Annotated in this window: 25 protein-coding genes and 1 riboswitch; of the genes, 9 read left to right on the top strand and 16 right to left on the bottom strand. The window is 35.0% G+C overall.

Annotated elements, in window-relative coordinates; genetic code table 11:
• Positions 1-71: 71 nt before the first annotated feature.
• Positions 72-1,277: an RsmB/NOP family class I SAM-dependent RNA methyltransferase gene (locus AC3WRL_RS19560; protein ID WP_214829224.1), complete on the bottom strand. Its 1,206-nt coding sequence runs from the start codon at positions 1,275-1,277 to the stop codon at positions 72-74.
• A 253-nt stretch (positions 1,278-1,530) separates the two neighbouring features.
• On the opposite strand from AC3WRL_RS19560, the gene AC3WRL_RS19555 reads away from it, so the two are divergent.
• On the top strand, positions 1,531-1,875 hold the full coding sequence (locus AC3WRL_RS19555) for a zinc ribbon domain-containing protein YjdM (protein WP_214828930.1): 345 nt from the start codon (positions 1,531-1,533) through the stop codon (positions 1,873-1,875).
• Between the two features lie 339 nt (positions 1,876-2,214).
• On the opposite strand, the gene AC3WRL_RS19550 is transcribed toward AC3WRL_RS19555, so the two are convergent.
• Positions 2,215-3,150: a sulfate/molybdate ABC transporter ATP-binding protein gene (locus AC3WRL_RS19550; RefSeq protein WP_492331075.1), complete on the bottom strand. Its 936-nt coding sequence runs from the start codon at positions 3,148-3,150 to the stop codon at positions 2,215-2,217.
• A 75-nt stretch (positions 3,151-3,225) separates the two neighbouring features.
• Between AC3WRL_RS19550 and AC3WRL_RS19545 the strand changes: the two genes are divergently transcribed.
• Together AC3WRL_RS19545 and pheS are read left to right on the top strand one after the other, a co-directional pair.
• Positions 3,226-3,885, top strand: a complete 660-nt coding sequence (locus AC3WRL_RS19545; protein WP_214828934.1) for a YceI family protein — start codon at positions 3,226-3,228, stop codon at positions 3,883-3,885.
• Between the two features lie 131 nt (positions 3,886-4,016).
• The gene (gene pheS / locus AC3WRL_RS19540) at positions 4,017-5,027 is read left to right on the top strand and encodes a phenylalanine--tRNA ligase subunit alpha (RefSeq protein WP_214828936.1); all 1,011 of its coding nucleotides are present in this window, start codon (positions 4,017-4,019) and stop codon (positions 5,025-5,027) included.
• Between the two features lie 86 nt (positions 5,028-5,113).
• Here the strand turns inward: pheS and AC3WRL_RS19535 are convergent, their stop codons facing one another.
• A complete protein-coding gene (locus AC3WRL_RS19535) occupies positions 5,114-5,884 on the bottom strand; it encodes a DUF3108 domain-containing protein (protein WP_214828937.1) in 771 nt (256 codons plus the stop codon).
• Between the two features lie 150 nt (positions 5,885-6,034).
• Here AC3WRL_RS19535 and AC3WRL_RS19530 point away from each other — a divergent pair, with 150 nt between their 5' ends.
• Both AC3WRL_RS19530 and AC3WRL_RS19525 read left to right on the top strand, forming a co-directional pair.
• Positions 6,035-7,090: an NAD(P)/FAD-dependent oxidoreductase gene (locus AC3WRL_RS19530; protein ID WP_214828939.1), complete on the top strand. Its 1,056-nt coding sequence runs from the start codon at positions 6,035-6,037 to the stop codon at positions 7,088-7,090.
• Between the two features lie 12 nt (positions 7,091-7,102).
• Positions 7,103-7,432 (top strand): 2Fe-2S iron-sulfur cluster-binding family protein, encoded by a 330-nt coding sequence (locus tag AC3WRL_RS19525; protein WP_089029176.1) that lies wholly within the window; start codon positions 7,103-7,105, stop codon positions 7,430-7,432.
• 184 nt (positions 7,433-7,616) lie between these two features.
• On the opposite strand, the gene AC3WRL_RS19520 is transcribed toward AC3WRL_RS19525, so the two are convergent.
• The 3 genes from AC3WRL_RS19520 to AC3WRL_RS19510 all read right to left on the bottom strand — a co-directional run bounded on the left by AC3WRL_RS19520 (position 7,617) and on the right by AC3WRL_RS19510 (position 10,362).
• Complete coding sequence (locus tag AC3WRL_RS19520; RefSeq protein WP_492331074.1) at positions 7,617-9,062, bottom strand: aminoacyl-histidine dipeptidase; 1,446 nt, start codon at positions 9,060-9,062, stop codon at positions 7,617-7,619.
• A gap of 186 nt (positions 9,063-9,248) precedes the next feature.
• Positions 9,249-9,737, bottom strand: a complete 489-nt coding sequence (locus AC3WRL_RS19515) for a hypothetical protein (RefSeq protein WP_492331073.1) — start codon at positions 9,735-9,737, stop codon at positions 9,249-9,251.
• A gap of 19 nt (positions 9,738-9,756) precedes the next feature.
• Complete coding sequence (locus tag AC3WRL_RS19510) at positions 9,757-10,362, bottom strand: LURP-one-related/scramblase family protein (protein WP_261513061.1); 606 nt, start codon at positions 10,360-10,362, stop codon at positions 9,757-9,759.
• Between the two features lie 111 nt (positions 10,363-10,473).
• Here AC3WRL_RS19510 and recR point away from each other — a divergent pair, with 111 nt between their 5' ends.
• Together recR and AC3WRL_RS19500 are read left to right on the top strand one after the other, a co-directional pair.
• Positions 10,474-11,085, top strand: a complete 612-nt coding sequence (gene recR, locus AC3WRL_RS19505) for a recombination mediator RecR (protein ID WP_214828947.1) — start codon at positions 10,474-10,476, stop codon at positions 11,083-11,085.
• A gap of 1 nt (position 11,086) precedes the next feature.
• The gene (locus tag AC3WRL_RS19500) at positions 11,087-11,926 is read left to right on the top strand and encodes a glycosyltransferase family 2 protein (RefSeq protein WP_261513060.1); all 840 of its coding nucleotides are present in this window, start codon (positions 11,087-11,089) and stop codon (positions 11,924-11,926) included.
• Between the two features lie 50 nt (positions 11,927-11,976).
• Here the strand turns inward: AC3WRL_RS19500 and secG are convergent, their stop codons facing one another.
• From secG to AC3WRL_RS19475, 5 genes are all read right to left on the bottom strand, one after another.
• Positions 11,977-12,327, bottom strand: a complete 351-nt coding sequence (secG, locus tag AC3WRL_RS19495; protein WP_214828951.1) for a preprotein translocase subunit SecG — start codon at positions 12,325-12,327, stop codon at positions 11,977-11,979.
• A 122-nt stretch (positions 12,328-12,449) separates the two neighbouring features.
• Positions 12,450-14,483, bottom strand: coding sequence for a M16 family metallopeptidase (locus tag AC3WRL_RS19490; RefSeq protein WP_492331072.1), 2,034 nt, complete (start codon positions 14,481-14,483; stop codon positions 12,450-12,452).
• Positions 14,484-14,534: 51 nt separating this feature from the next.
• The gene (locus AC3WRL_RS19485; protein WP_214828955.1) at positions 14,535-15,848 is read right to left on the bottom strand and encodes a M16 family metallopeptidase; all 1,314 of its coding nucleotides are present in this window, start codon (positions 15,846-15,848) and stop codon (positions 14,535-14,537) included.
• Positions 15,849-16,013: 165 nt separating this feature from the next.
• Positions 16,014-16,163, bottom strand: a complete 150-nt coding sequence (locus AC3WRL_RS19480) for a bacteriocin-like protein (protein WP_449243640.1) — start codon at positions 16,161-16,163, stop codon at positions 16,014-16,016.
• A gap of 54 nt (positions 16,164-16,217) precedes the next feature.
• On the bottom strand, positions 16,218-16,379 hold the full coding sequence (locus tag AC3WRL_RS19475) for a bacteriocin-like protein (RefSeq protein WP_214828956.1): 162 nt from the start codon (positions 16,377-16,379) through the stop codon (positions 16,218-16,220).
• Between the two features lie 258 nt (positions 16,380-16,637).
• Between AC3WRL_RS19475 and AC3WRL_RS19470 the strand changes: the two genes are divergently transcribed.
• Positions 16,638-18,968 carry an ATP-dependent helicase gene (locus AC3WRL_RS19470; RefSeq protein WP_214828958.1) on the top strand — a complete coding sequence of 777 codons (2,331 nt, stop codon included), beginning with the start codon at positions 16,638-16,640 and terminating at the stop codon, positions 18,966-18,968.
• A gap of 123 nt (positions 18,969-19,091) precedes the next feature.
• The gene (locus AC3WRL_RS19465) at positions 19,092-21,821 is read left to right on the top strand and encodes a TonB-dependent receptor plug domain-containing protein (protein ID WP_492331071.1); all 2,730 of its coding nucleotides are present in this window, start codon (positions 19,092-19,094) and stop codon (positions 21,819-21,821) included.
• A gap of 13 nt (positions 21,822-21,834) precedes the next feature.
• Here the strand turns inward: AC3WRL_RS19465 and hxpB are convergent, their stop codons facing one another.
• From hxpB to thiM, 5 genes are read right to left on the bottom strand one after another with little or no spacing between them, the layout of a single operon-like run.
• Positions 21,835-22,488: a hexitol phosphatase HxpB gene (gene hxpB / locus AC3WRL_RS19460; RefSeq protein ID WP_492331070.1), complete on the bottom strand. Its 654-nt coding sequence runs from the start codon at positions 22,486-22,488 to the stop codon at positions 21,835-21,837.
• Entirely contained in the window at positions 22,479-23,129 is a 651-nt protein-coding gene (gene tenA / locus AC3WRL_RS19455) for a thiaminase II (protein WP_492331069.1), read from the bottom strand. The genes hxpB and tenA overlap by 10 nt, the downstream gene beginning before the upstream one ends.
• Positions 23,116-23,949, bottom strand: a complete 834-nt coding sequence (gene thiD, locus AC3WRL_RS19450; RefSeq protein ID WP_492331068.1) for a bifunctional hydroxymethylpyrimidine kinase/phosphomethylpyrimidine kinase — start codon at positions 23,947-23,949, stop codon at positions 23,116-23,118. The genes tenA and thiD overlap by 14 nt, the downstream gene beginning before the upstream one ends.
• Positions 23,946-24,581 (bottom strand): thiamine phosphate synthase, encoded by a 636-nt coding sequence (gene thiE, locus AC3WRL_RS19445; protein ID WP_492331067.1) that lies wholly within the window; start codon positions 24,579-24,581, stop codon positions 23,946-23,948. The genes thiD and thiE overlap by 4 nt, the downstream gene beginning before the upstream one ends.
• Entirely contained in the window at positions 24,578-25,375 is a 798-nt protein-coding gene (gene thiM, locus AC3WRL_RS19440) for a hydroxyethylthiazole kinase (protein ID WP_492331066.1), read from the bottom strand. Before thiM ends, thiE begins: the two co-directional genes overlap by 4 nt.
• A gap of 61 nt (positions 25,376-25,436) precedes the next feature.
• Positions 25,437-25,530: riboswitch (TPP riboswitch) on the bottom strand.
• Positions 25,531-25,562: the final 32 nt, after the last annotated feature.

Here is a 25,562-nt window from a genome sequence, read left to right as displayed (position 1 = left end):
GTGGATTGGTATATAACAAAAAACTACTCCAGGAAAGTGGAGTAGCTGTATGTTAAATAATGAAATTCTAATTAAGCAAGTCTTTCGATCAGTGCCATATAGAACCCATCGTAACCTTCACTAGGCATTACCTTTTCATCTTTGATCAGTTTAAAATCAGGATTGTTTTTAAGGAATTCTTTAACCTGTCCATTGTTTTCAGAAGGTAGGATAGAACATGTCGCATAAACCATTTTTCCACCTTTTTTAAGGATCTTAGAATAATCCTGTAGAATTTGTTGCTGCTCTGTTTTGATCCTGTCAATGAAAGCCTGATCAATTTTCCATTTACTATCCGGATTTCTTTTTAAAACCCCTAAACCTGAACAAGGAGCATCAATAAGAAGTCTGTCAGCTTTTTCATGAAGGCGTTTGATTACTTTATTGTCGGAAATCATGCGGGTTTCAATATTGTGTGCTCCGGCTCTTTTTGCACGACGTTTTAATTCTGCTAATTTCCATTCGTAGATATCTAAAGCGATGATCTGTCCTTTGTTTTCCATTAGAGCAGCAAGGTGAAGCGTCTTTCCACCTGCTCCTGCGCAAGCATCAACGACTCTTTGTCCTTCTTTTACATCAAGAAAATATCCGATTTTTTGAGAAGAGGCATCCTGAACCTCAAATAATCCTTCTTTGAAAGCTGTAGTTAAAAAGACATTCTTTTTTTCTTCTAATTGTACCGCGTCTTGATAATTTCTTACAGTAAAAGCAGTAACACCTTCATCGGATAGATCAGAGATCAGTTCTTTTGGTGTTGTTTTAAGAGAATTCGCTCTTAAAACTGTCGGAGCCTGTTCGTTTAAAGCTCTCATTTCCTTTTCCCAGTTAGCACCTAATTCTTTTTCTAAAGTTTCAGCTAACCATTCCGGGATTGAATGTTCAATTGCTTTTGTAGGAACTGTACCTTTTTTTAATTTAGTAATGATATCAGCGATCTTTACCCCTTCGAATTCTTCAAATCTTTTATAGTTTGTTTTACTCCAAAGCAAATAAGCAATGATCAGTTTATAAACATTATTGGGTTTTACACCTTCTCCCATATAATATTCCAAACGTTTTTTCCAACGTATGATATTGTAAAAAATTTCAGAAACAACGGCTCTGTCCTGACTTCCCCATTTTCTATGAGCCTTTAAAAGTCTTTCAATTACTTTATCGGCGTATTTATTTTTTTCAAAAAATGTTTCTTGTAGGGCATCGTGAATTCCGATTGCTAAGTTTCTGTGAATAAGTTCCATAATTGCTTCTCCTGTTTTCAATCTGCAAAAGTACAAATTATAGTTGAGAATTAATACTTGAGAGATTTAGCCTTCTGAAGAGAAGAAATGGATTTGAAAATAAAGGCAGAAGTAGTATAAAATGTTGCTTCCTCTAATAAACCAATCTATCTTCTCTCTTTGTTCTTTTCTCTTAACTCTTGGTTTTCGAATTCCATTTCCATCTCTTGACTCTATCATTCAAAAAGCTCTACCTTTGTAGAAATTTAAAGATATGAGTGATATTGTACTTTGTCCAAAGTGTGGTTCTGAATTTACTTATCCAAGTGATAATATGACGGTATGTTCTCAGTGTTTCTATGAATGGAATGCGGAGGAAGTTACTGCTGAAGCTGCAAATTCAGGAAAAATACTGGATTCCAATGGAAATGAATTGCAGGATGGTGATTCTGTAGTGGTCATTAAAGACTTACCGGTAAAAGGTGCTCCTAAGCCAGTAAAGGCAGGGACTAAAGTAAAAAATATCCGTTTACGACCAGATAGTGATCATAATATAGATTGTAAAATTGATGGTTTTGGATCAATGGCACTAAAATCGGAGTTTGTAAAGAAAGCTTAGAAGAAATTTCTTAACTATATTGGTGCGTCTTTGGACGCATTTTTTGTCTATAGAAAACAAAAAAAGGAAAAGATTGGACAGTGTAATCTTTCAAAGACTAGATTGCAGGATTCTGCTAATGTTTGTCCTGGAGGCAGAAAGAGAATTAACCAAAAGTTTCCTTATGCTGTGGAAATACAAATGTAAGAAAAAGTTTTAAAAATGAATTCTTAGATTTTTATTATTTATCCACAAACTAACATTAACTATAAGTAAATGTGTTGATTAACTGAAATCGTCAAACGGGTTATTAAAATAAAGATGACCGCTTAGATTTCGATATTTTATTTTTTTAGCTTTCTATTCAAATGTGATTTTAATCGGATTTTCCAGGTTATTGTTGCTGTAAACAATGAGGTCTCTATTCTTCATACTGATTTTATTCCAGTAATGATTGCCTGCAAATCTGCTTTCCAGAACTTCAGCATCTAAGCCATTCTCGGAAATTTTAATTTCATGTGGGTAATAAAAGAACTTTGAAATCTGAAAATCATTTATTTCATTTTCATTAAAAATATTTACTTCTCCAAAAAGCTTTGCTACATAAGAATTATAAGGTTCTTTATAAGTTTCTTCAGGATTGTTGTTTTGAATTAATCTGCCATTTTGGAGGATAACGATCTGATCAACCCAAGGCATAATATCCTGAAGCTCATGAGTAGAAATAATTAAAGAGATATTGTGCTGTTTTACATATCTGAAAAGTCTTTCACGAAGTTCTATTTTTCGTGGAAAATCGATATTACTAAAAGGTTCATCCAGAATAAGTAATTTAGGTAACACCGAGAGTGATCTTGCAATGGCAACTCTTTGTTGCTGACCGCCACTTAAATTTTTTGGGAAAACGTTACCATATTCCTCCAGTCCTACCACCTCAAGAAGCTCCGCTACAGTTTCACTTTTTTTAGCTAAATTAATATTTGAAATAAATTTCCCCACATTATCAGCAACCGTTGAATAAGGCATCAGATCAAAATTTTGAGCTACAAATTTCATTTCAGCTTCTCCCGGAACAAGATTTCCTTTAGGACCTAAAAGTGGAATTCCATCAAAAATAATTTCTCCACTTTCCCAGTCTAAAAGTCCATAAATTAAATTTAATAATGTAGATTTTCCACATCCGCTTTCTCCTGCCAATGCAATGATTTTGCCCTCCTCAAATCGTATATTCAGGTTTTGGAAAAGCGGTTGATCTTCGCGGTGTGAAAAGTATAAATTGTTTATCTCTAATAGCATATTACAAATGTAGTATTTTTATAAAAGAATTATTTTTTTTATTATCTTAGCGGACGTAATAAAAAAATATCAAAAATGAGAAAAAAACTGTTTTATTTCGTTATCCCTGCCGTTTTTGCTACAGCTGTAGTGGTTTCTTGTAAAAAAGATAAACCGCTTACCAGCGAAAGTAATGATGTTGCAACTACAAAAGATGGTACTCAATATGCATTAGATACTTTAAATAGTAAAATAGAATGGAAAGGATATAAAGTATTTAAATCCGAAAGCACAAGCCATTTTGGAACGATCAAGTTTGAAAGTGGAGATCTTACAGTAAAAGAAGGGAAACTGGAAAGTGGAAAATTCGTTGCTGATATGAATTCTTTAACATCAGTTGATTTGAAAGATGATGCTGACCAACTGGGAAAATTAAATGGACATTTGAAAAGTGGTGATTTTTTTGAAGTTGAAAAATTCCCAACTGCTTCTTATGAAATTACTAAAGTTACACCGGCTGCTGAAGGTGATTACAATACCTTGTTAGATGGTAATTTAACAATTAAAGGGATTACAAAACCACTTCAGCTTAAAGCTAATGTTTCTGTGAAAGAAGGAGAGGTAACTGTGGCAACTGAGCCAAAAGATATTAAAAGAGAAGAGTTTGGGGTGAAATTCCAGGCTCCTGCTGAAAACGGGGTCATTAAAGATGAGGTAACTCTTCAGATCAACGTTAAAGCTTTAGAAAAGAAATAATTTTTTTATTTAAGTGAAATAAGTGATTGAAGTCTGCCTCTGAATAAGGGGCAGATTTTTTTTATGATAAAATAAGAAAGTTTTTAAACTGAAAATCGTATTTTTGCAAAACATTTTGAAAGGGTAAAATAATGATAGAAAAGATAGAAGAACTACTCGTTGAAGTAAACAGCTTCAATACTACATCTAAAGAGGAAATCGAAAATTTCCGAATCAAGTATAATGGTAAGAAAGGAGTTCTAAACGATTTTTACGAAACATTAAAAGAAGTTCCTAATGATCAGAAGAAAGAATTCGGACAAAAGGTTAATTCTTTGAAGCAGGCTATTGCCATAAAATTAGAAGACTTGAAAAGTGCTTCTGCATCTTCTATTATTCTGGAGAAAGATGATCTTACGAAACCTGCTTTTCCCTTAGAGCTTGGATCAAGACATCCTATCAACTTGGTGAAGAACAGAATTATTGAGATCTTCAAATCTATTGGATTCGCTGTAGCAGACGGACCTGAAATTGAAGATGACTGGCATAACTTTACAGCACTTAATCTTCCCGAATATCACCCGGCAAGAGATATGCAGGATACTTTCTTTATAGAGCAAAATCCGGATATTCTGTTGAGGACTCATACTTCTTCAGTACAGATCCGTTATATGGAAGAAAACCAACCGCCCATAAGAATTTTATCTCCGGGAAGAGTTTTCAGAAATGAAGCGGTATCTTCTCGTTCTCACTGTATTTTCCATCAGATTGAAGGTTTGTATATTGATGAGAATGTAAGTTTTGCCGATTTAAAACAAACGATTCAGTTTTTTACTACTGAGCTTTTTGGAAAATCTAAAATCAGAATGAGACCTTCTTATTTCCCTTTTACTGAGCCTAGTGCAGAGATTGATGTGTATTGGGGATTAAACTCAGAAACTGATTACAGAATTACAAAAGGTACTGGTTGGTTAGAAATTATGGGTTGCGGGATGGTAGATCCAGCCGTATTGAAAAATGTAAATATTGATTCAGAGAAATATTCAGGATATGCTTTTGGAATGGGTATCGAAAGAATTGTAATGCTTCTTTATCAAATGAGTGATATCAGAATGTTCTTCGAAAACGATATCAGAACTTTAGAGCAATTTAAAACTTTATAATAGAAAAGCCTCCGATATTTCGGAGGCTTTTTACTTCTTATTTATTGTGGTTTACTTTAAAAGTAAAATTTAAAAAAGGTCATCTATTATTTTGTAAACTTCAGCGGATACTTCACATTTTTATAATCATCAATACTTGCCTTTAAAGAACCAACTGCTAATTCAGCTTTTAACAGCATAGGTACGTGGTTAGCATCATTTGAAACCCACATGGTAACGCCTTCTTTTTCTTTAAATACTCTTCCACTTATTACTGAAGGAATAATTTTTAAACAATTGATCTTTCCAAACTTTGTTTTTAGGTCTTCGGTACCGATCACTTTCAAACGGAAAGGAAACATTTCATCATCAATCCATACGTTCATGTTAATGACTGTTCCTACTTTTAAATCTGTCTGACTTTGACTTCTCAGGTAATAGAAACAGGAAAGCATGTCCTGTACTCCTTTTACCGACTTTATTACCTTGGAACCATTAGCAGGTGTTTTTTTATCAGTTAGGATCAGTGTGTTGTTGTTGTGATTGAAGACCGTTTCAAAATGTTGGCGATAGCTGCCTTCTTTTACATTTCTTACATAAAAACTGGGAAGTCCTGTTTCTGTATTAATGAAGCTTTCATACAAATCATCCACCTTGAAGAATGCTTTTACAGCACCAGATGTTTGTCCTGTTCCCTTTACATACAAATGCGGAGAACCTTTGTAGGTTGTCTTTTGTGTTGTGAGGGTTGCATTTCCAGCGGTTAGAATTCCGTAATGGATTCTAAAGGTAATAGATTCACCATCCGCTATATTTTCAATCTGACCAAAGCCCAAAAAGAATACGAATAATGCAAGGATATTGAAAATTTTCTTCATACTATGGTTTTTACAAAAACGCTGCCAAAATTAAAATTTTTCTCTTTTTCCTGTTATTTGATAAATCTCAGGTTTTTATTTAGACTCAATTAAATCAGCTTGTCGTTAAAATTAGTAAATTTGCAGCTATATGTAAAATTAAATTTTGTTATGATTACTACTGATATATTGATTATAGGAGCAGGGCCAACTGGACTTTTTGCAGTATTTGAAGCTGGTTTGCTTAAAATGAAATGCCATATTATAGATGCTCTTCCTCAACCTGGAGGACAATTGGCTGAACTTTATCCTAAAAAACCTATTTTCGATATTCCAGGTTATCCTTCAGTAAATGCAGGAGATTTAGTTGATAACTTAATGGAACAGATCAAACAGTTTCAACCGGGATTTACCTTAGGAGAAACTGCTGTAACGCTGACTAAAGTAGATGAAGAGTGGTTTGAGGTGATTACAAATAAAGGAACAGTACACAGAGCAAAAGCAATTGCTATCGCAGGTGGATTGGGTACTTTTGAACCTAGAAAACCAACTATTGAAAATATTGCCGACTATGAGGAAAAAGGAGTTGAGTATTTTGTAAAAGAGCCTGAGCATTTCAGAAATAAAAAAGTAGTAATCGCCGGAGGTGGAGATTCTGCTTTGGACTGGAGTATTTTCTTGTCAAATGTAGCAAGTGAAGTGACTCTGATTCACAGAAGAAATGAATTTAGGGGTGCTTTGGATTCTGTTGAAAAAGTTCAGGATCTAAAGAATGCCGGAAAAATAAAATTAATTACTCCCGCTGAGGTTATTGGTGTAAAAGGAGAGGGTAAGGTTTCTGCAATCACTGTGCAGAAAGATGGAGAAGAAGCTTATGATCTCGAGACAGATTATTTCATTCCTTTATTTGGTTTAACTCCAAAACTTGGAGATATTGCCAGTTGGGGACTTAATATTGAAAAGAATGCCATTGTTGTAAACAATGCTCTAGATTATCAGACCAACATTGATGGAGTTTACGCGATCGGAGATATCAATACATATCCTGGTAAATTGAAGCTTATTCTGTGTGGTTTCCATGAGGCAACATTAATGTGTCAAAGTGTTTATAACAGATTAAATCCAGGTAAAAAATACGTTTTAAAATATACAACAGTAAGTGGAGTAGACGGATTTGATGGAAGCCGTAAAGAAGCAGAGAAAGCAGTTGTGAAAAAAATTGACTAATTTTGCAAAATTATGTCAGATATCAATATAAAAATTACCGATAGAGAGGGGGTAGCTCATGACGTTGTTGCACCAACGGATATGTCTATGAACTTAATGGAAATTATCCGTTCATATGAATTAGCTGAAGAGGGAACAATCGGTGTTTGTGGAGGAATGGCCATGTGTGCTTCATGTCAGGTCTATGTGATCAATGATCCGGGATTAGTGGAAATGGGAGATGAAGAAGATGCGATGTTAGCGGAGGCTTTCCATGTGAAGGAGAACAGCAGACTGGGTTGCCAGCTGCATATGGTAGAAGAAATGGAAGGACTTGAAGTGGAAATTGCTCCATACCCCTAGAAAATTTTTAACTTAAAAATATAAACTCCTGAAAAATATTTTTCAGGAGTTTTTTGTTTATCTCAAAGAACACCTTCATTATTATTTTTATTGAGACATTCTAATAAAAAATCGATAATTCATTTTGCAAAAAAATATCCAAAATCAAACGACTTTGGATATTCAATATAGAAATTTTATTGTTTTATTTCTGAGGAATATTCGCTAAAATTTCTTTTAGGAAGCTCCAGAACTTTTGTGCTGAAGGGATATTTGCTTTTTCATCTGGAGAGTGAGCTCCTCTGATGGTAGGTCCAAAGCTTACCATTTCCATTTCAGGATAATTAGCTCCAATGATCCCACATTCTAAACCGGCATGACAAGCGACAACATGAGGCGTTTCTTTGAATTTTTCAGTATAGATCTTTTCCATTAGTTGAACGATCTCAGAACCTGGTTTAGGCTTCCATCCCGGATAAGAGCCACTAAATTCTACCTGCATTCCAGCCAATTCAGAAACAGACTTTAATTGCTCTGCAACCGCATATTTGTTTGAATCTACAGATGATCTTGAAAGGTTTAAAATTCTTAAACTTCCTCCTTTCAATTCTACTCTTGCTACATTATTAGATGTTTCTACAAGATCTTTTACATCTGGGCTCATTCTATAAACCCCATTATGAAGAGATTTTAAAACTAAAATGATCTTTTTAGAATCTTCTTCAGAGATTGCTTTGTCAGAACTTGTTGAGTTTTCAATATTGATTTGAAGGCCTGGTTCCACCGTGGCAAATTCCTCTAAAATTTCTTTTTTAAGACCATTTGCCAGCTCTTCAATGAACTCATTGGCATTTCTTACGGAAATTGTGGCAACAGCCTCTCTTGGAATAGCATTTCTTAAGCCTCCACCATCAACTGAAATCAGCTGTATATTTTCTTTAGCTAAGCCATTATAAAGCAATCTACCCAGGATAATATTTGAATTTCCAAACCCTTTGTGGATATCCATTCCCGAGTGTCCACCTTGTAAACCTTTGATTTCAATTCTTACAATTTGTCCTTTAGAATCTTCTAATCCATAATTCTGAGTAATCGTAACGTCAATTCCTCCTGCACAACCGATATCTATTTCATCGTCTTCTTCTGTATCTAGGTTTAATAAAATTTGTCCGGTTAGCTGACCTGGCTTTAATCCTAAAGCTCCCGTCATTCCTGTTTCTTCATCTATTGTGAAAAGTGCTTCTAAATCAGGATGAGGAATATCAGAGCTTTCTAAAATTGACATGATCGTAGCTACCCCTAAACCATTATCAGCTCCTAATGTAGTTCCTTTGGCTTTTACCCAGTCCCCATCAATCTCCATTTTAATTCCTTCAGTTTCAAAGTCAAAATTAACATCACTGTTTTTTTGACAAACCATATCAAGGTGCGACTGTAGGACAATAGATTTTCGGTTTTCCATTCCAGCAGTAGCTGGCTTTTTGATAATAACGTTCCCTACTTCATCGACTGTTGTATGTAATCCTAAATTTTCACCAAATGCCTTGATGAATGCTATTACTTTTTCCTCTTTTTTTGAAGGTCTTGGAACCGCATTTAATTTGGAGAAATTTTTCCAGATAATTTGTGGTTCTATGTTGGATAATTCCATAAAATTTATTTTTATCAAAATTACGAAATAAAAAATGCTCCCGTAAATTCAGGAGCATTCTTTTTATTGTGAAATCAAAAATCACTAAAATAATAAATCGTTGGATTGGAAGGTTATAAATTAACGCCAGTACAATAATAAACGATTTTGCATTTTAGTAGTTTAATAGTTATTTGATTTTACTTTTTAACATCCACATTCACCATAAATTGGTAAAGTGGTTACAGTGCCATCTGGTTTTTCTATTGTAATCGTACCTTCAAATAATAAGGCTTCTTCACCTTTTATTTTTTTACCTTTTACTGAAATTTTATAGTTATCATTTTCAATCTCTTTCGTCAATTGTTCATCAGCTTCCATATCACTGGATGAGATAAGATTCATTGCTAATCTTTTTCCGTCCAATTTCATATATGCTGTTTTTCCGGCATCATCTGCGTAGATGTATTTTTCCGCTTCAAAATCAGCTTTGCTTTTTGCAAAATAACATGAGCATTCTTTGATTTCTTTCGGGAATGTGATCGTTTCAACTAAAATTTTTCCTGATGCTTCTACTTTCGAAGAGTCCTGAACAACATTCAGTGAATCTTTAGATGCAGAATTGGAAACAGGTTCTTTGTCTTTTTTACAAGCGACTAATAAGAGCGCTGAAAAGATAATAATAAGATATTTCATTGTTTGTGGTTTATTGCATTTATCCTCTGGCTCTTTCCAATAGAACCATCATTAATAAAGAAAGTACAACTAAGCTTTCGTCTTCGTCATCAATATCAATCAATCTGTCAAGCTGAAATCTTCTGCCAAAGAAAGAAGGCATTTTTTTAAGTTTAAAATATTCCTTGCCATCCACACCTCTTACCGTATAAGCAGGGTTAAGGAAATATCCTGTAAACATTCCGATAATTGGAATTTCACTTACCATTCCATCAAAAAACTTTGTCCATGCATTATCTTCTGCTACCGTAAATTTTGGCTGATCATTTGAGTCCAGAATATTGTAAGTGGATTTCCACAGAGAACGCATTCCTTTTCTTGCTAATCTTCCAAAGTTCTTTTTATCAATCAGATCATTTAAAGAATAAGAAGCATTAAAATCGATCCATTTGTTAGCCTGTATTCTGAAAAGCTCCTGAGACTTGCTTTCATCATTAAAAACAATAACATCTTCTTTAAGTTTAAACATTTTTTGACGAACATAGGCAACGTAATTTCCATTTTTGTCCGTAATGTTGAAATCACTGGCTAATGTTGTGATTTTAAATTTAAAATCCAGTGGATAATTAAGGTTCTTAAGTACCATTTAGTTTATTTTTTTCATATAATTCTCAAAGATAGATTTTTTATTGGAAAGGAGAGTATTTAAGCTTTGTAAACCCTTAAATACTCATCTTTTTATATTATTTTTGTAATTATGGATTATCCAAGTAAAGTTTTGGCAAAAGCAGTGGATGAGATTTCAGGACTTCCCGGAATTGGCAGGAAAACAGCTTTGCGTTTGGCACTTCACTTATTGAAACAACCGAATTCCAGGGCAGTAGGTCTTGGAAATTCTCTCATCAATCTTGTTAATGAAATAAAGTACTGCAAAGAATGTCATAATTTCTCTGATTTTGAAATTTGTGAGATATGCAGCAGTTCTAAAAGAAATGACGAAGTGATCTGTATCGTAGAGGATGTTCGTGATGTTATTGCGATTGAAAATACGGGGAAATATACAGGGAAGTATTTGATCTTGGGTGGAAAAATTTCTCCAATGGAAGGTGTAGGTCCTAACCAGCTGAATATTCCAAGTATCGAAAGAAAATTAAATGCAGGTGTAGTAAAAGAGTTTATTTTTGCTCTTAGTGCAACGATGGAGGGTGATACTACAGCCTACTATATTTATAAAAAATTCAAAAATTTCAATGTGAGCTTCTCAAGTATTGCCAGAGGTATATCAGTAGGGGATGAGCTTGAATATGCAGATGAGATCTCTTTGGGTAGATCGATTATCAACAGACTTCCTTATAACGAAAAGGACTAAAATGAACACAAAACTATCAATTGTAATTGTTAATTATAACGTTACTGGATTACTTAGAAATTGTCTTTTATCTATTCAAAAATATATAGAGGGAATTGCATATGAAGTAATTGTCATTGATAACGCTTCTACAGATGTTTCATGGAAAGATCTTATCACGGAATTTCCGGAATTTCATTTTATTGATTCTGAAAATAATGAAGGTTTTGCTAAAGCTAATAATAAAGCTATAAGAACGGCAACGGGCGAATATATTCTTATCTTAAACCCTGATACGGAACTCGAAGGCTTTTATATGAATGATATTTTAAGCTTCGCTGATTCACAAACTGATTTTGGATGTTTGGGTGTTAGAATGCATGATGCTAATGGTGTATTTTTGCCTGAAAGTAAGCGTTCTGTTCCTGATATGTTCAATTCTTTTGAAAAGTTATTTGTCAATTTTAAAAATAACAATTCAAAATCTTATTATCGAAATGATATCGGTGAAAATGAAATTAATGAAGTAGAAGTGATCACGGGAGCTTTTTTTCTCGTTAAAAAAGATATTTATGAAAATGTAGGAGGCCTGGATGAGGCTTATTTCATGTATGGAGAAGATATTGATCTTTGTTATACCTTGCTCAGAAGTGGCTTGAAAAACTATTATTATGGTAAGGCTTCAATACTGCATCATAAGGGCGAAAGTACAGTAAAAGATGAGATTTACCTGGAAAGGTTCTATGGGGCAATGGAAATTTTTATCAGCAAATACTATAAAGAATCAAAACCGATTCAGTATTCATTTTTAAAAGCCGGATTAAGACTTCGACACAAAATAGAAAAGATTAAATTAAAATAAAAAGCAACTCCGGTAGAGTTGCTTTTTAAATATATAAAAATATTATTTGCTTATTTAGCTGGTGCAATAGGAGTCTTTGCAGGTGTGCTTGTTTGAGAAGCAGGCGTAGATTGTTTTGCAGGAGCTTCTTTCTTAGCTGGTTGTTGAACCGGAGCTGTTTGTGAAGGTTTTCCTGTAACAATAACGCTTATCAGAATAAGAACGATGATCGTTCCTCCTAAAGTCCATGTTGCTTTTTCCATGAAGTCATTGGTTCTTTGTACTCCAAACTGTGCAGATGATGCGCCTCCGAAAGTACTCGAAAGGCCTCCACCTTTAGGGTTTTGAGCCATAACAATAATTACTAGTAAAATGCTAGCAATCATAACAAGAACCATCAATAGTATAAATATAGAATCCATTAATTTGATATCTTTTTGAATGGGCAAATTTAATCTTTTTTTACCGAATGACAAAATAAGATTTTAGTAAAAAGAAAAAACGACAACATTTGTTGCCGTCTTTTCTTTAAAAGAGATTATCCTTATTTAAAATCAGAATCTTTAGCCTGATTGATCTGATAAGATTTTATCGCAAGGTTAATATCCATTCCGCCCATATTTTGAAGAATCGTATGAGGCAATTTCACGCCAGATACATCTTTATAATCGGCATAGCTTGTAGGAGTAGAGCCCTGTTCTCCAGCTTTTACTTCTCCGGTTTTTAATCCAGTTTTTACGCTGTAGTAGTAAGTGTCTTTTGCATTTTTCACTACATAAGAATCTTCATTGTTATATTTTTCGATTCCTGCTAATTTGTATTCCGCAGACTTAGCGAAGTTTAATTCCGGAAATAGTTCTTTTTCCTGAGACATTTCTGTTTTCTGTTTGTCACTTAAAGGAACTTTTTTTCCTTGAACTTCCATATAGCCATCTTTCCCGTCAAACACAATTTTTTGAACTGTATTTCCCATCATGCTGATGTTCATAGCCATTTTTCCTTCTTTTGCCTGTATCATTTTCATGGTCATATCCATTCCCTGTACTTTAGTAGTAGCTTCGCTAGAAATAGAAGTGATTTTCTGAACAGCAGCTAATCCACCAATTGCATTGATGTATTTGTCAGCAACAGAACCTATTGTAACGCTTGCATCAACTTTTTGAGCGGCAGGCTTTGCTACAGGATTGGCATCTTTATCAAAATATTTTACAGGGTATCCTAATTTTTCCAATCCTTCAGAAATGTCAGAAGCTTTACCAGCAATGAAAATTCTGCTTTGATTAGGAAGGATCGTAGCTTTTACAGCGTTTGAAACATCAGAAGCAGTTACTTTATCAATTGATTTCAGATAATTTGTATAGAAATCAGAAGGAAGATCCTGAACTTTTTGATTTAAAGCAAATCTTGCGATAGTCTCAGGTTTTTCTAAAGACATAATGAAGTTTCCTTTCAGTTTAGCTTTAGCGTTTTCAAGTTCTTCCGGCTTTACTGTAGAAATTGCATTTAGCTCATTCATAAATTCTTTAACCGCTTTGTCGGTAACTTCATTTCTTACACTTGCTTCAGCGGAGAAATCAGGAGAATACTTACTGGCACTCATGCTGGAATAAGCTCCATATGTGAACCCATTTTTCTCACGAAGGTTCATGAAAAGTCTGGCCTCACCACCACCACCTAAAATGTAGTTAGCAATTGTTGCAGGGAAATAATTGGTATCCTTCATTTTCAGTGTATTCAAGTTTCCTACAGAAACTACTGACTGTACAGCTGAAGGTACGTCAACAACATTAATTTCGGTTTTAGCTACGTTTGAAGCGGGTTCTAATGCTGTAAATGCAGTATTTGATTTTTTCCAGCTATTAAATGCCTTTTCAATCAAAGATTTTACCTGATCATATTTAACATCTCCAACGATCACTAAGTATGCGTTGTCTGGAGAATAGTATTTTTTATACGTATTCTGAACATCTGCAAGCTGAATTTTATTGATGGATTCAACGGTTTCAAATTCTCCTCTGGATGTGTTTTTTCCATACTGTAAAGCATTAGAAACTCTTGATGCAATAGATGAAGCGTTTTTTTCTTCAGATTTTAAACCTTCAATTGCTCTTTCTTTGGAGCTCTGAATTTCTTCAGCAGAGAATTTAGGGTTTATAATAGCATCAGCCATTAAACCTAATACTTCTGGGAAATATTTTGAAAGTGAACTCGCAAAAGCGCCCGCTGAAGAAAAGCTTAAGTTAGCACCTAAAAAGTCAACCTTTTTATTGAATTCGTCTTTACTGATGTTTGTTGTTCCGTTTTCGAACTGTTCTGCCATGATCTGGCTTACACCTGTCACATTTCCTTCATAATAAGGAGGTCTGTCCATAGAAAGATTAGCGCTTACTCTTGGTAATTTGTTGTTTTCTACAACCATTACCGTAAGGCCGTTGCTTAGTTGGAAAGTCTTTGGCTTTGCAATGTTAATGGCAGGAGTGGGTCCTGGCTTTGGCATCGCATTAATATCTATTTTTTGTGCTGAAAGCATTCCAGTAAATAAAAATGCTACCGCTATATATGTTAATTGCTTTTTCATTTGTAAATAATTGTTTGTTATAATCACTTTTAAACCTAAAGTCATCTAGGATTATTTTTTTTCAGGTACGTAATTAATGATTACTCTTTGGTTAGGATTCAGGTACTTTTTAGCAGCATTTTGTAGATCTTCTCTTGTGATCGATCTGTAAATGTCAATTTCCTTATTAATTAAGTTGGTATTACCCATCAATACGTGGTTTGTTGCTAGTGAAGCAGCAATTCCCTGAATACTTGAATTTTGATTTACAAACTGGTTTTCAAATTGATTTTGAAGTTTTTGATAATCTTCCTGAGAAATTAAAGTTGTTTGTAGTTTTTTTATTTCAGCGTCTATATCAGACTGTAAAGTTTGCTTTGTAGTCTGTCCCATTGGAATAGCAAAGAAAGCAAAGATACTATAATCCTCAAGCCCCTGATTGAAAGCAGCTACCTGAAGCGCTTTTTTCTCCTGATCTACTAATTTTTTATATAAAACGGAAGATTTTCCATTACTTAAATAAGAAGAAAGCATATCTAAGATATAAGCATCCTTCTCCTTATTGGCAGGTGTTCTGTATGCAAAAACATAAGCTGGAAGCTGAATGTTAGGATCGGTTGCCGTAACTTCTTTTTCCTGAGTGATAGGCGCATCTTTCGGGAAATTTTTTGGAGTAACAGTACCTTTTTGAATTCCACCGTAATATTCCTCGATCCATTTTTTTGTCTGTTCTGGCTTGATATCTCCTGCTACAACAAGAGTGGCGTTGTTAGGAACATAATATTTTTTATAAAATGCCTGAAACTCTTCCAATTTTGCAGAGTTCAGATCCTCCATTGATCCAATAGTTGGCCAGTTGTATGGGTGATTGGTAAATAGGTTTTTTTGGATAGTTGAAAATAGATTTCCATAAGGCTGATTATCCATTCTTAATCTTTTTTCTTCCTTTACAACCTCTCTCTGAGTGTCTACACCTACTTGATTGATCACTGCCTGACGCATTCTTTCAGCTTCCATCCAAAGACCTAATTGTTCATTGTTCGAAGGGAAGGTTTCATAGTAATAAGTTCTATCATTCGTCGTATTGGCATTGTTTTGTCCTCCGTTGGAAGAAACAATTTTAAACCATTCACCTCTTTTGATATTAGGTGTTCCTTCAAATAAAAGATGTTCGAAGAAGTGAGCGAAACCGGTTCTTCCTTTTACTTCATCCTTAGCACCTACGTGATACATTACCCCTGTTGTAACTACTGGTGCCGTATTGTCCTGATGAAGAATTACGTGTAAACCATTTGGTAAATCATACTCTTCGAATTTGATTTGTTGCGCATTCAGCATCATTCCAAAGAAAGCTACAGCAGCAACAGAAAGAAGTCGTTTTTTCATAAAGTCGAAATTGTTTGTCAATTAGTCATTAAAAAAGCTTACTTGTTACAAATTTGATTTTTTCATTGTTATTGAATATGAAAATTAAATATTAGAGTATCTCAGGCAAAGAGAATACCCCTGTATTTACAGGGGTATTTATGATGGTATCAGTAAGGTGATTTATTATTGACAATAAGGATGACTTAACGGTCTACAGCTATTTTTAGCACAGCACCATCCTGTTGCGCATGGTGGCAGGTCTTCACCGCATTGTATTAGTCCTCCTTTAATCGTTTTTAAATTTTGTCTGGAAATTGTTTTTAGATTTTTCATATCATTTAATTTAGTTTGAAATTCAATTATTGGATAATTACAAAAATTATTGCATTATTCTTCCGGTACTATCAAACAGTAAGAAGAATTGATTGGTCTGCAAGCACTTCCTGCACAGCACCAGCCTGCACCACATGGTGTACCATCACCACAATACTTAAGTCCTCCTTTAATTGTTTTTAAATTTTCTCTTGAAATTGACTTTAAATTTTTCATATTATTTTAATTTTTAGTTATCAACTAAGATAAAAAAATAATTGTAAAGTTGATTATTTTAAGGGTAAATATCTTATTTACTTATAGTTTCAATGTGTTAATAAGTCATAGAGCAGGGATAATGTACCGAGATTAAAAGCGTGAAATGTTTTTTTTCAGAGATGGTTGGTAATAAGTAAGTTTGAAAACTGGAGACTATATACAGTTTGAATTCTCCTTTTAATACGTTATTTTTGTATTCCCAAATTTTTTTGCAGCATGGACTATTTGAAAGGATTAAATGAATCACAATATGAAGCCGTTACCACTTTACAGGGACCACTAATGGTGCTTGCAGGAGCAGGTTCCGGGAAAACTCGCGTACTAACCATGCGTATTGCCCATTTGATTACTAATGGAATCGATCCTTTTAATATTTTAGCACTTACCTTTACCAATAAGGCGGCAAAAGAGATGAAGGAGCGTATTGCAAAGGTGGTAGGGCCAGGCAATGCAAGAAGCCTTTGGATGGGAACTTTCCACTCTGTATTTGCGAGAATTTTAAGAGGTGAGGCACACTATTTAGGCTATCCTTCAAACTTTACGATTTATGATCAGCAAGATGCTTTGAATGTGATCAGAAAAGTACTGAAAGACATGAATATTGATGCTGACCTTTATAAACCTAAAAAAGTTCAGGCAAGAATTTCAAATTATAAAAACAACCTGATTACAGTAAAGGCCTATTTCAATAATCCTGAATTGATGGAAGCTGATGAAAAGGCCAATATGAAATTTATCGGGAAGATCTATGAAAAATATGTAGATGCCTGTTTTAGAAATGGAGCCATGGACTTTGATGATTTATTGTTAAAGACCAATGAATTGCTTACCCGTTTCCCTGAAGTTTTGGCAAAGTATCAGGACCGGTTTAGATATATTCTGGTAGATGAGTACCAGGATACCAATCATTCGCAGTATCTTATTGTGAAAGCATTAGCTTCAAAATTTGAAAACATATGTGTGGTAGGGGACGATGCGCAGTCAATTTATTCATTCCGTGGTGCAAATATTTATAATATACTAAACTTTAAAAAAGATTATCCGGACGCAATAACAGTTTCATTGGAGCAGAATTACCGTTCCACACAAACGATTGTAAATGCAGCTAATGTAGTGATCGCAAAAAACCTTCAACAGTTCAAGAAGAACGTATTCAGTGAAAATGAAGAAGGAGATAAAATAAAAATTTACCGTTCTCTTTCCGATGCTGATGAAGCAAATTTCGTAGCCGGAAATATCTGGGAACTTCGTAACAGAGATCAGAGAAAATACAATGACTTCGCTATTTTATATAGAACAAACTCTCAGACGCGTGCTTTTGAAGATGCATTGAGACGTAAAAATATTCCGTACAAAGTGTATGGAGGCTTGTCTTTTTATCAGAGAAAAGAGGTGAAGGATTTAATTGCTTACCTGCGTCTTTTGATTAACGAAAATGATTCGGAGGCATTGACAAGAATTATCAATTATCCTACAAGAGGAATTGGTGAAACTACTCAAAATAAACTGATTGTTTTTGCAGATGCTCATAATGTATCTGTTTCAAAAGTATTGGATAATCTACCAATGTATTCGCAACAGTTAGGTTTCAATAATGGCGTTCTTAATAAACTGAACGATTTTTGGTCCATGATCAAAGCCTTTCAGGTATTATTAAAAACCGAAACGGCTTACAGCGTAGCTATGGAAGTGGCTAAGCGAAGTGGTTTGATCAAATTTTTAAAAGACGATGGAACTCCGGAAGGTATTTCGAGAGTGGAAAACGTGCAGGAATTGATGAACTCGATGCAGGGTTTCATTGAAGAACAGATGCAGTTGGAAGATGGAGATCCCAGTTTATCTAATTTCCTCGAGAATATTGCCCTTTCTGCAGATACACAAGCTAAGGAAGAGGAAGAAGATATGGTTTCCCTGATGACCATTCACCTTTCAAAAGGTTTGGAGTTTCCTGTGGTACACCTTGTAGGAATGGAAGAAAATCTTTTCCCGAGTTTTATGAGTTCTGCAACCAGAGAAGATCTGGAGGAAGAAAGACGTCTCTTCTACGTTGCTTTAACAAGAGCTGAAAAACAGGCTTTTTTCTCTTATGCTATTTCCCGTTTTCAATGGGGGAAAATTACAGATGCTGAGCCTTCAAGATTTTTAAGTGAAATTGATGAGGAATATCTGGAATTCATTAATCCGGCAATGGAAAAGCGTTTCATAAACCAAAGTGGCCTTAAGTCTAATATTTTTGACGAGCATCCTTCTGAAATGAGAAGCTTTAAAAAAGTTGAAAAGAAAACGATTGAAAAGAGTGATGATGCGAAACCTATTGCTGAACCAAGGAAATTAAAACCTGTAAGTACAGCTAAAATTATCAACCCAAGCGGAGCTTCTTCTCAGGACATTGAGATTGGCGACAGGGTAAGGCATGACCGCTTTGGTATTGGCGAAGTTACTTTCCTGGATGGAACTGATCCTCAGAATATCAAAGCGAAAGTTATTTTCATGCATGAAGGAGAAAAAAATCTTATTCTGAAATACGCGAAACTAACCAAGATTTAAAAAAGAATAGATATCAGCTATTAACATTTTCTATAAATTATTAGTCCACTTGTTTTGTGGACTAATAAATATGACATACATTTGCTCCTCAAAAAAAGTTAAAGAAATCTTAACATAAAATGTATGAAAAATAGAAAGACAATTTTTTCGGCTTCTGTTTTATTTTTCTTGGGAACGTATGCTTATGCACAGGAAAAAGATACAGTAAAGACGGCTAATGTAGAAGAAGTGGTTATATTGGGTTCTCGAAGTGGAGCAAGATCTAAAGTAGACAGCCCGGTTCCTGTAGATGTTTTTAATATAAAAGAATCTTCATTGGTTTTACCTCAAACCAATATTTCCCAGATCTTAAATGCTATTGCCCCATCTTTTACCTCTACAGTTCAGACCAATTCAGATGGTACGGATCATTTGGATCCTGCTCAGCTTAGAGGACTTGGTCCAGATCAGGTATTGGTTTTGGTGAATGGGAAAAGAAGACATACTTCAGCATTAGTTAACGTTAATGGAACTCCTGGAAGGGGAACGGTTGGAACAGATCTGAACGCAATTCCTTCTTTTGCAATCAATAGAATAGAAGTTTTGCGAGATGGGGCAGCTGCCCAATATGGTTCAGACGCCATTGCAGGAGTGATCAACTTAGGGTTAAAAAGAGACACCGGCAAACTGACCGGACAATTTACATATGGTGGAAATCTTACTCCAACAGCCAATGACCATACCGGAAATTTTGATGGTCAAAATTTTCAGGTTGACCTGAATTATGGTAATAAAATAGGAAAGAAAGGTGGTTTTTATAATATTACCTGGACTTCTCAGTTCAGAAATCCTACTTATAGAGCAGGAACAGAAAGTGGAGCAATATATAATGCTTATAACGCAATTGAAAAAAGAGCTTTGAATGATGGCGTAAATCTTTCCACATTATTCACAGACATTAATAATACGCCCAACTCTCAGCAGATCGTAAATTATATTCATCAGTATTCCCAGAATGTAAATTATTTTTCTCAGGATTTTCAGAATCAAATCCAGGGGGCTCATACAATTGGAGCATTACAGGGGATATTAGGGCGTGATGTTAGTGATCAGGAACTGGCGTATAGAGGATTAGACAGAAAGGATTTCAATATGCAGGTAGGACAGTCAAAACTGAATAATCATCAGCTTTTTGCCAATATAGAAGTTCCTATTAATGATGATTGGAAAGTCTATACATTTGGAGGATATAGTTTCAGACATGGAACTTCGGGAGGTTTTTTCAGAAGACCTAATCAAAGTAGAACTTTTACGGGTCTTTATCCGGATGGTTATCTACCTCAGATCGCAACAGATATTCAGGATTTATCTCTTTCTGCAGGAATCAAAGGAAACTGGGAAGGATGGAATATTGATTTCAGTAATACCTATGGACAGAATTCTTTTGATTACAATATCCAGAATACAGGAAATACTTCTTTGCGATTTGCTTCACCAAATGAGTTTAGTGCTGGAGGATTGAGGTTTTCTCAAAACACAATAAATCTCGATTTCTCAAAAAAATATGATGTTTGGCAGGGGATCAATATTGCTTTTGGGGCAGAACACCGTTATGAGAATTTTAAAATAACAGCAGGGGAGGAAGCTTCTTATGCAACCTATGATGTAAATGGAAATGTATGGAACGGGAGTACTCCAAGACCTACTGATTTCTTCGGAAATGGTACGCAATTTCTTCCTGGTGGATCACAGGTTTTTAGTGGTTTCAGGCCTGATAATGCTGTAAATAAAAACAGACAATCTGTTGCCGGATATGCTGATTTTGAGTTCAACTTTACAGATTGGCTATTGGTAGATGCGGCAGCGAGATATGAGAACTATTCAGATTTTGGCTCTACCTTTAATTATAAAATTGCTTCAAGAGTCAAGCTTGATAAAAATTTAAATTTGAGATTTGCCGGATCTACAGGATTCAGAGCTCCTTCTATCCATCAGATCTATTATAATGTGACTTCAACATTATTTACAAATGGTCAGCTGCTTGATGTTGGAACTTTTAGTAATGATTCAGAAATTGCTGGATTATTAGATATCCCAAAACTAAAACAGGAAACTTCCCAATCAGCAAGCTTCGGATTTACTTATAGAATTCCTTCGGCTAACTTAACCTTTACAGCTGATGGATATTTTACTAAAATTAAAAATAGAATTATCCTTACCGATCAATTTACAAGAGCTGCGGTTCCTGATGCAGCAAAAGTGGCCTTTGATAAAGCAGGAGTCAATGCGGGACAATTTTTTGCCAATGCGATAGATACAGAAACCAAAGGTTTGGATGTTGTAATTACGCACAATGCGAGATTTTCTGAAGTAAAATTGGATAATAACTTTGCTGTTAATCTTAACCAGACCAAAAAAGTAGGAAATGTTCATTCATCAGGTTTACTGGAATCTGCTAATCTGGAAAATACTTATTTTTCTGAGAAATCAAGAATATACCTTGAAGAAGCTGTTCCAAGAGTAAAAGCTACTTTGTCACATAGTGTTTCCTGGAAAAAGGCAAGTTTCTATCTTAGAAATACGTATTTCGGAAAAGTTACCGGAGCGGATGTTTTAGATGCTAATGGAGATGGGATTATTGCATTTGATGAACATCAAAAGATTGCAGATAAAGTGATTACGGATGTTTCTGTAGCGTATCAGTTTACGAAAAATGTTGGTTTAACGTTAGGAGTCAATAATGTCTTTGATATTTATCCTACAAAAAATCTTCCGGCATCCAGTAATAATGACCAGTTTATCTACTCACGTTCCACTTCACAGTTTGGACAGAATGGTAGGTATGTCTTCACGAGATTAAATTTTAATTTCTAAAACTTTATTTCATCTAGTTAAATATTGCGGGTAAGGGACCTTCAAAACTGATGATCCTATCATCTGCAAGATCAAAATAAATATCAGGATTTTGATTAGTAAAAGCAATAACAGTCATTCCCGCATTTTTTGCAGCAATAATACCGGAATGGCTGTCTTCTATTACGAAACAATATTGTGGATCAACATCTAGATTTTTTGCTGAAGTAAAATATACCGCAGGATGAGGTTTGCCTTGCTTTTCAAATTCTGCTGAGGTAATGTGATCGAATAAATGGGTGACCCCTATTTTATCCAGAACAGTTTGAATAATTCTGTAAGGAGAGTTGGTGGCTAAGCCTATTTTATATTGTTTTAATTTAAGATCTTCTATAAACTTTTTTATACCTGCAACAGAACATTCTTCTGTTTGTATCAATTCAATTACCCTTGAGATGACTTGCTGTTCTATAACATCTAGTGCAGCGTTTTCCCAGGGGTATTTTTCATGCCAGAATCGAGCTACTTCGGAAGTCGTCATCGATTGTGTGTGCTTGCTTAATTCTTCAGTGACCTCAACTCCTAAAGAGCTGAAAACTTCATATTCAGCCTGCTTCCAGAATTTCTCACTATCAATGAGAACACCGTCCATATCGAAAATTACGGCTCTTTTAGATTTTATATCCATGTCTTTAGGTCATATGCTGCTTCCCAGAAATGATATTCCATCCGGGTTGACATGATAAAAGCTTCAGTCATTTTTTTTCTTGTTTCCATGGTCGCATTTTCTGCTATTTTATCACAGATTGCAATGGCCTGATCTACCGCAACAGAAAATTCGTTACCACCATAAGTTTCAATCCATTTCTGATAGGGATTATTAACTGTGTTTTGGTTTTTGTAAATGTAATCTCCTACTTCTCTATAGATCCAGAAACAGGGCAATACCGCGGCAACACCAATTTCTACAGATTCTATAGCTGCAGTACTTCTAAGGAAATGGATGTAATGATGACAGGCGGGTTCTAATACTCCTTTATCAGTAACCCCAAAATCTTTAAAATAAAACTCATGTAATGCATTTTCCACTACGATGGCATTTTCAGCAAATCGCATATAGGCAAGTACATCCTTAAGATCGTGAATTTTTGTAGCAATCATTGAAAGTGTTCTTCCAAAATGTTCAAGATATAAGGAATCCTGAGCCATGTAAAATTTAAACTTCTCTTGTGGTAGGGTACCATCTGATAATTCTTTTATAAAGGGCATTTTCAGAATAGATTGATATCGTTCTTCAATACTTTGCCAGGTTTGTTCAGACCATTTCATTTTTGACGAGTTTTTGAGGGTTAAAAAAATGATTAAGCGGACCATTTCCCAGGCCGGTTTTTACATCTTTGCCATTTTCTATAGCTTGATAAACATACTGTTGACCAAGAGAAACGGAGTCATATAAAGTTTTCCCCAGGGCCAAATAAGCTGCAATAGCAGAGGAAAGTGTACAGCCAGAACCATGGGTGTTATTGGTGTTAAATTTTATTGTTTCAAAACAGTGGTAATTCTCGTATTCATCATAGAATAAGGATGTGATCATGGAAGTTTCCTGATGTCCACCTTTAAGAAGAATGCTTTTACAGCCCAATTGTTTGATCTGTTTTCCCGCAGTATAAAGATCATCCAGAGTTTCTACTTTCATATGAGCTAAAATGGCTGCTTCATCCATATTTGGAGTAATAACATCAGCAATAGGAAAGAGCCTTTCTATAATAGCGGTAATGGTGTCTTCTTCAATAAGCCTATGTCCGCTTGTTGCTACCATTACAGGATCAAAAACAAGAGGTATTTTTTTGTATTTACTTAATGTTGAAACAATGACTTCTACCAGTTGCGGGGTGTGAACCATTCCGATTTTAATGGCATCAGGGAAAATATCATCCAGAATAGCTTCTATCTGATCTGCTACAGCTTCTACAGGAATAGGGTAGATTTTTCTTACGCCTTGTGTATTCTGTACAGGTAAAGCGGTTAAGACCGATGTGGAAAAACAACCTAAAGCAGAGGCTGTTTTAATATCAGCTTGAATACCTGCACCACCACTTCCGTCAAATCCGGCAATCGTTAATACCGATGGATATGTATACTTTTTCATTTTAGAATTTCATTTTTTAATTCATAAGCAGCTTTTTGAGGATCATCAGCACTGCATATGGCCGAAACCACAGCGATACAATCTGCTCCGGCGTTTATAATATCCTTAACATTAGTGAGATGAATATTACCAATTGCCACCAAAGGTTTTTCTGTGAGCTGTCTGATCTTTGTAATTCCATCAAGTCCCCATTCTGTCACCGTATCAGATTTTGTATTCGTTCTGAATACAGGGCTAATTCCAAGATAATCAGATTCTGTGGTCTGTTCATTTTCAAGTTGAGACAGATATTCTATAGAGTAGCCTATGATTTTATTTTGAAGAAATGGCTGTTGTCTGAGATAAGTAGGTTTTGCATCATTATTACCTACATGAATTCCGGCTACATTTATATTTTTTGTAACTTCAATATTATCATTAATAATAAGTGGAATATTATACTTGTCTGTAATTTCAATCAGTTGACTGGCTTTTTTGATAAACTCGCTATTAGAACAGTTTTTTTCTCTCAGCTGAATAATATCTACGCCACCAAGAATAGCCTTTTCGGCAACTGTTAGAAAACTTCTTCCGATACAATCTGCCTCAGAGATCACAAGATAAAGTTGATAAGTAAAAGGATGTAAACTCATTTTCTTTCTATCTTTAAATAACTGATAAATTCCTTTTCCGTCATGTTATACAATTTATCAATAAGATTGACCTGGAGACTTCCTGGTCCTTTGCTTTCCAAAACAGCAAGTTCACCAGCAATACCTATCAATGCCATTGCAGCTGCCACAGCTTCACTTATATTTTCCGTAATACCTATGAATGCTCCGATAATTGCAGTAGCAGAACATCCAAGTCCTGTTACTTTAGTCATCATCGGATGTCCATTGCTGATAAGAAATATTTGTTGACTATCTATAATGATATCTGTTTCACCGGAAATGCATACGATTGTATGGTAGTGATCCGCGAGAAAATGTGCAGCGTTAATGGCTTCACTACTTTTTGCTGTGCTATCGACCCCTTTAGTAATACTCGTATTGGCTTTAGCAAGTGCAATAATCTCAGAGGCATTACCTCTTATCACTGTAGGCTGGTATTGCAGGAGCTGATTTAAAGTAGCATCCCGAAAAGTTGTTGCTCCTGCACCTACCGGATCCAAAACCCAGGGTTTCTTTACTGAATGTGCGGCTTCAGCAGCGATTAACATCGATTCAGACCAGTATTCATCGAGTGTCCCAATATTGATGACCACTGAATGGGCAATATTGATCATTTCATGAATTTCAGATTTTGCATGAGCCATGATAGGTGAAGCTCCGACAGCCAAAAGAGCATTAGCTGTGTTATTCATCACAACATAATTCGTGATATTATGTACAAGAGGAGAGTGTTGTTTTACCAACTGTACCAGTTCCCAAAGATTTTTGTCCATTGTTATTGATTAAAATAAAAATAGCTTCAGGAAAAAATCCAAAACAAAAGTACATTGTAGAGAATGTCTTTTTGCTTTTCCCTACGTCGGTGTAAGCCGTATCAGGTTCAAAGGGACTCTCTCAATTCTTTTTCAGAATACCCCTAAAGCAAGACAAATGTATAAAAATTATCAGAGCAGGCAAAGA

This window comes from Chryseobacterium sp. FW101-FHT12H09 (assembly GCF_058790395.1).
Note: the sequence above shows the minus strand (reverse complement) of the source record. Positions and strands in the feature narration are given on the sequence as shown.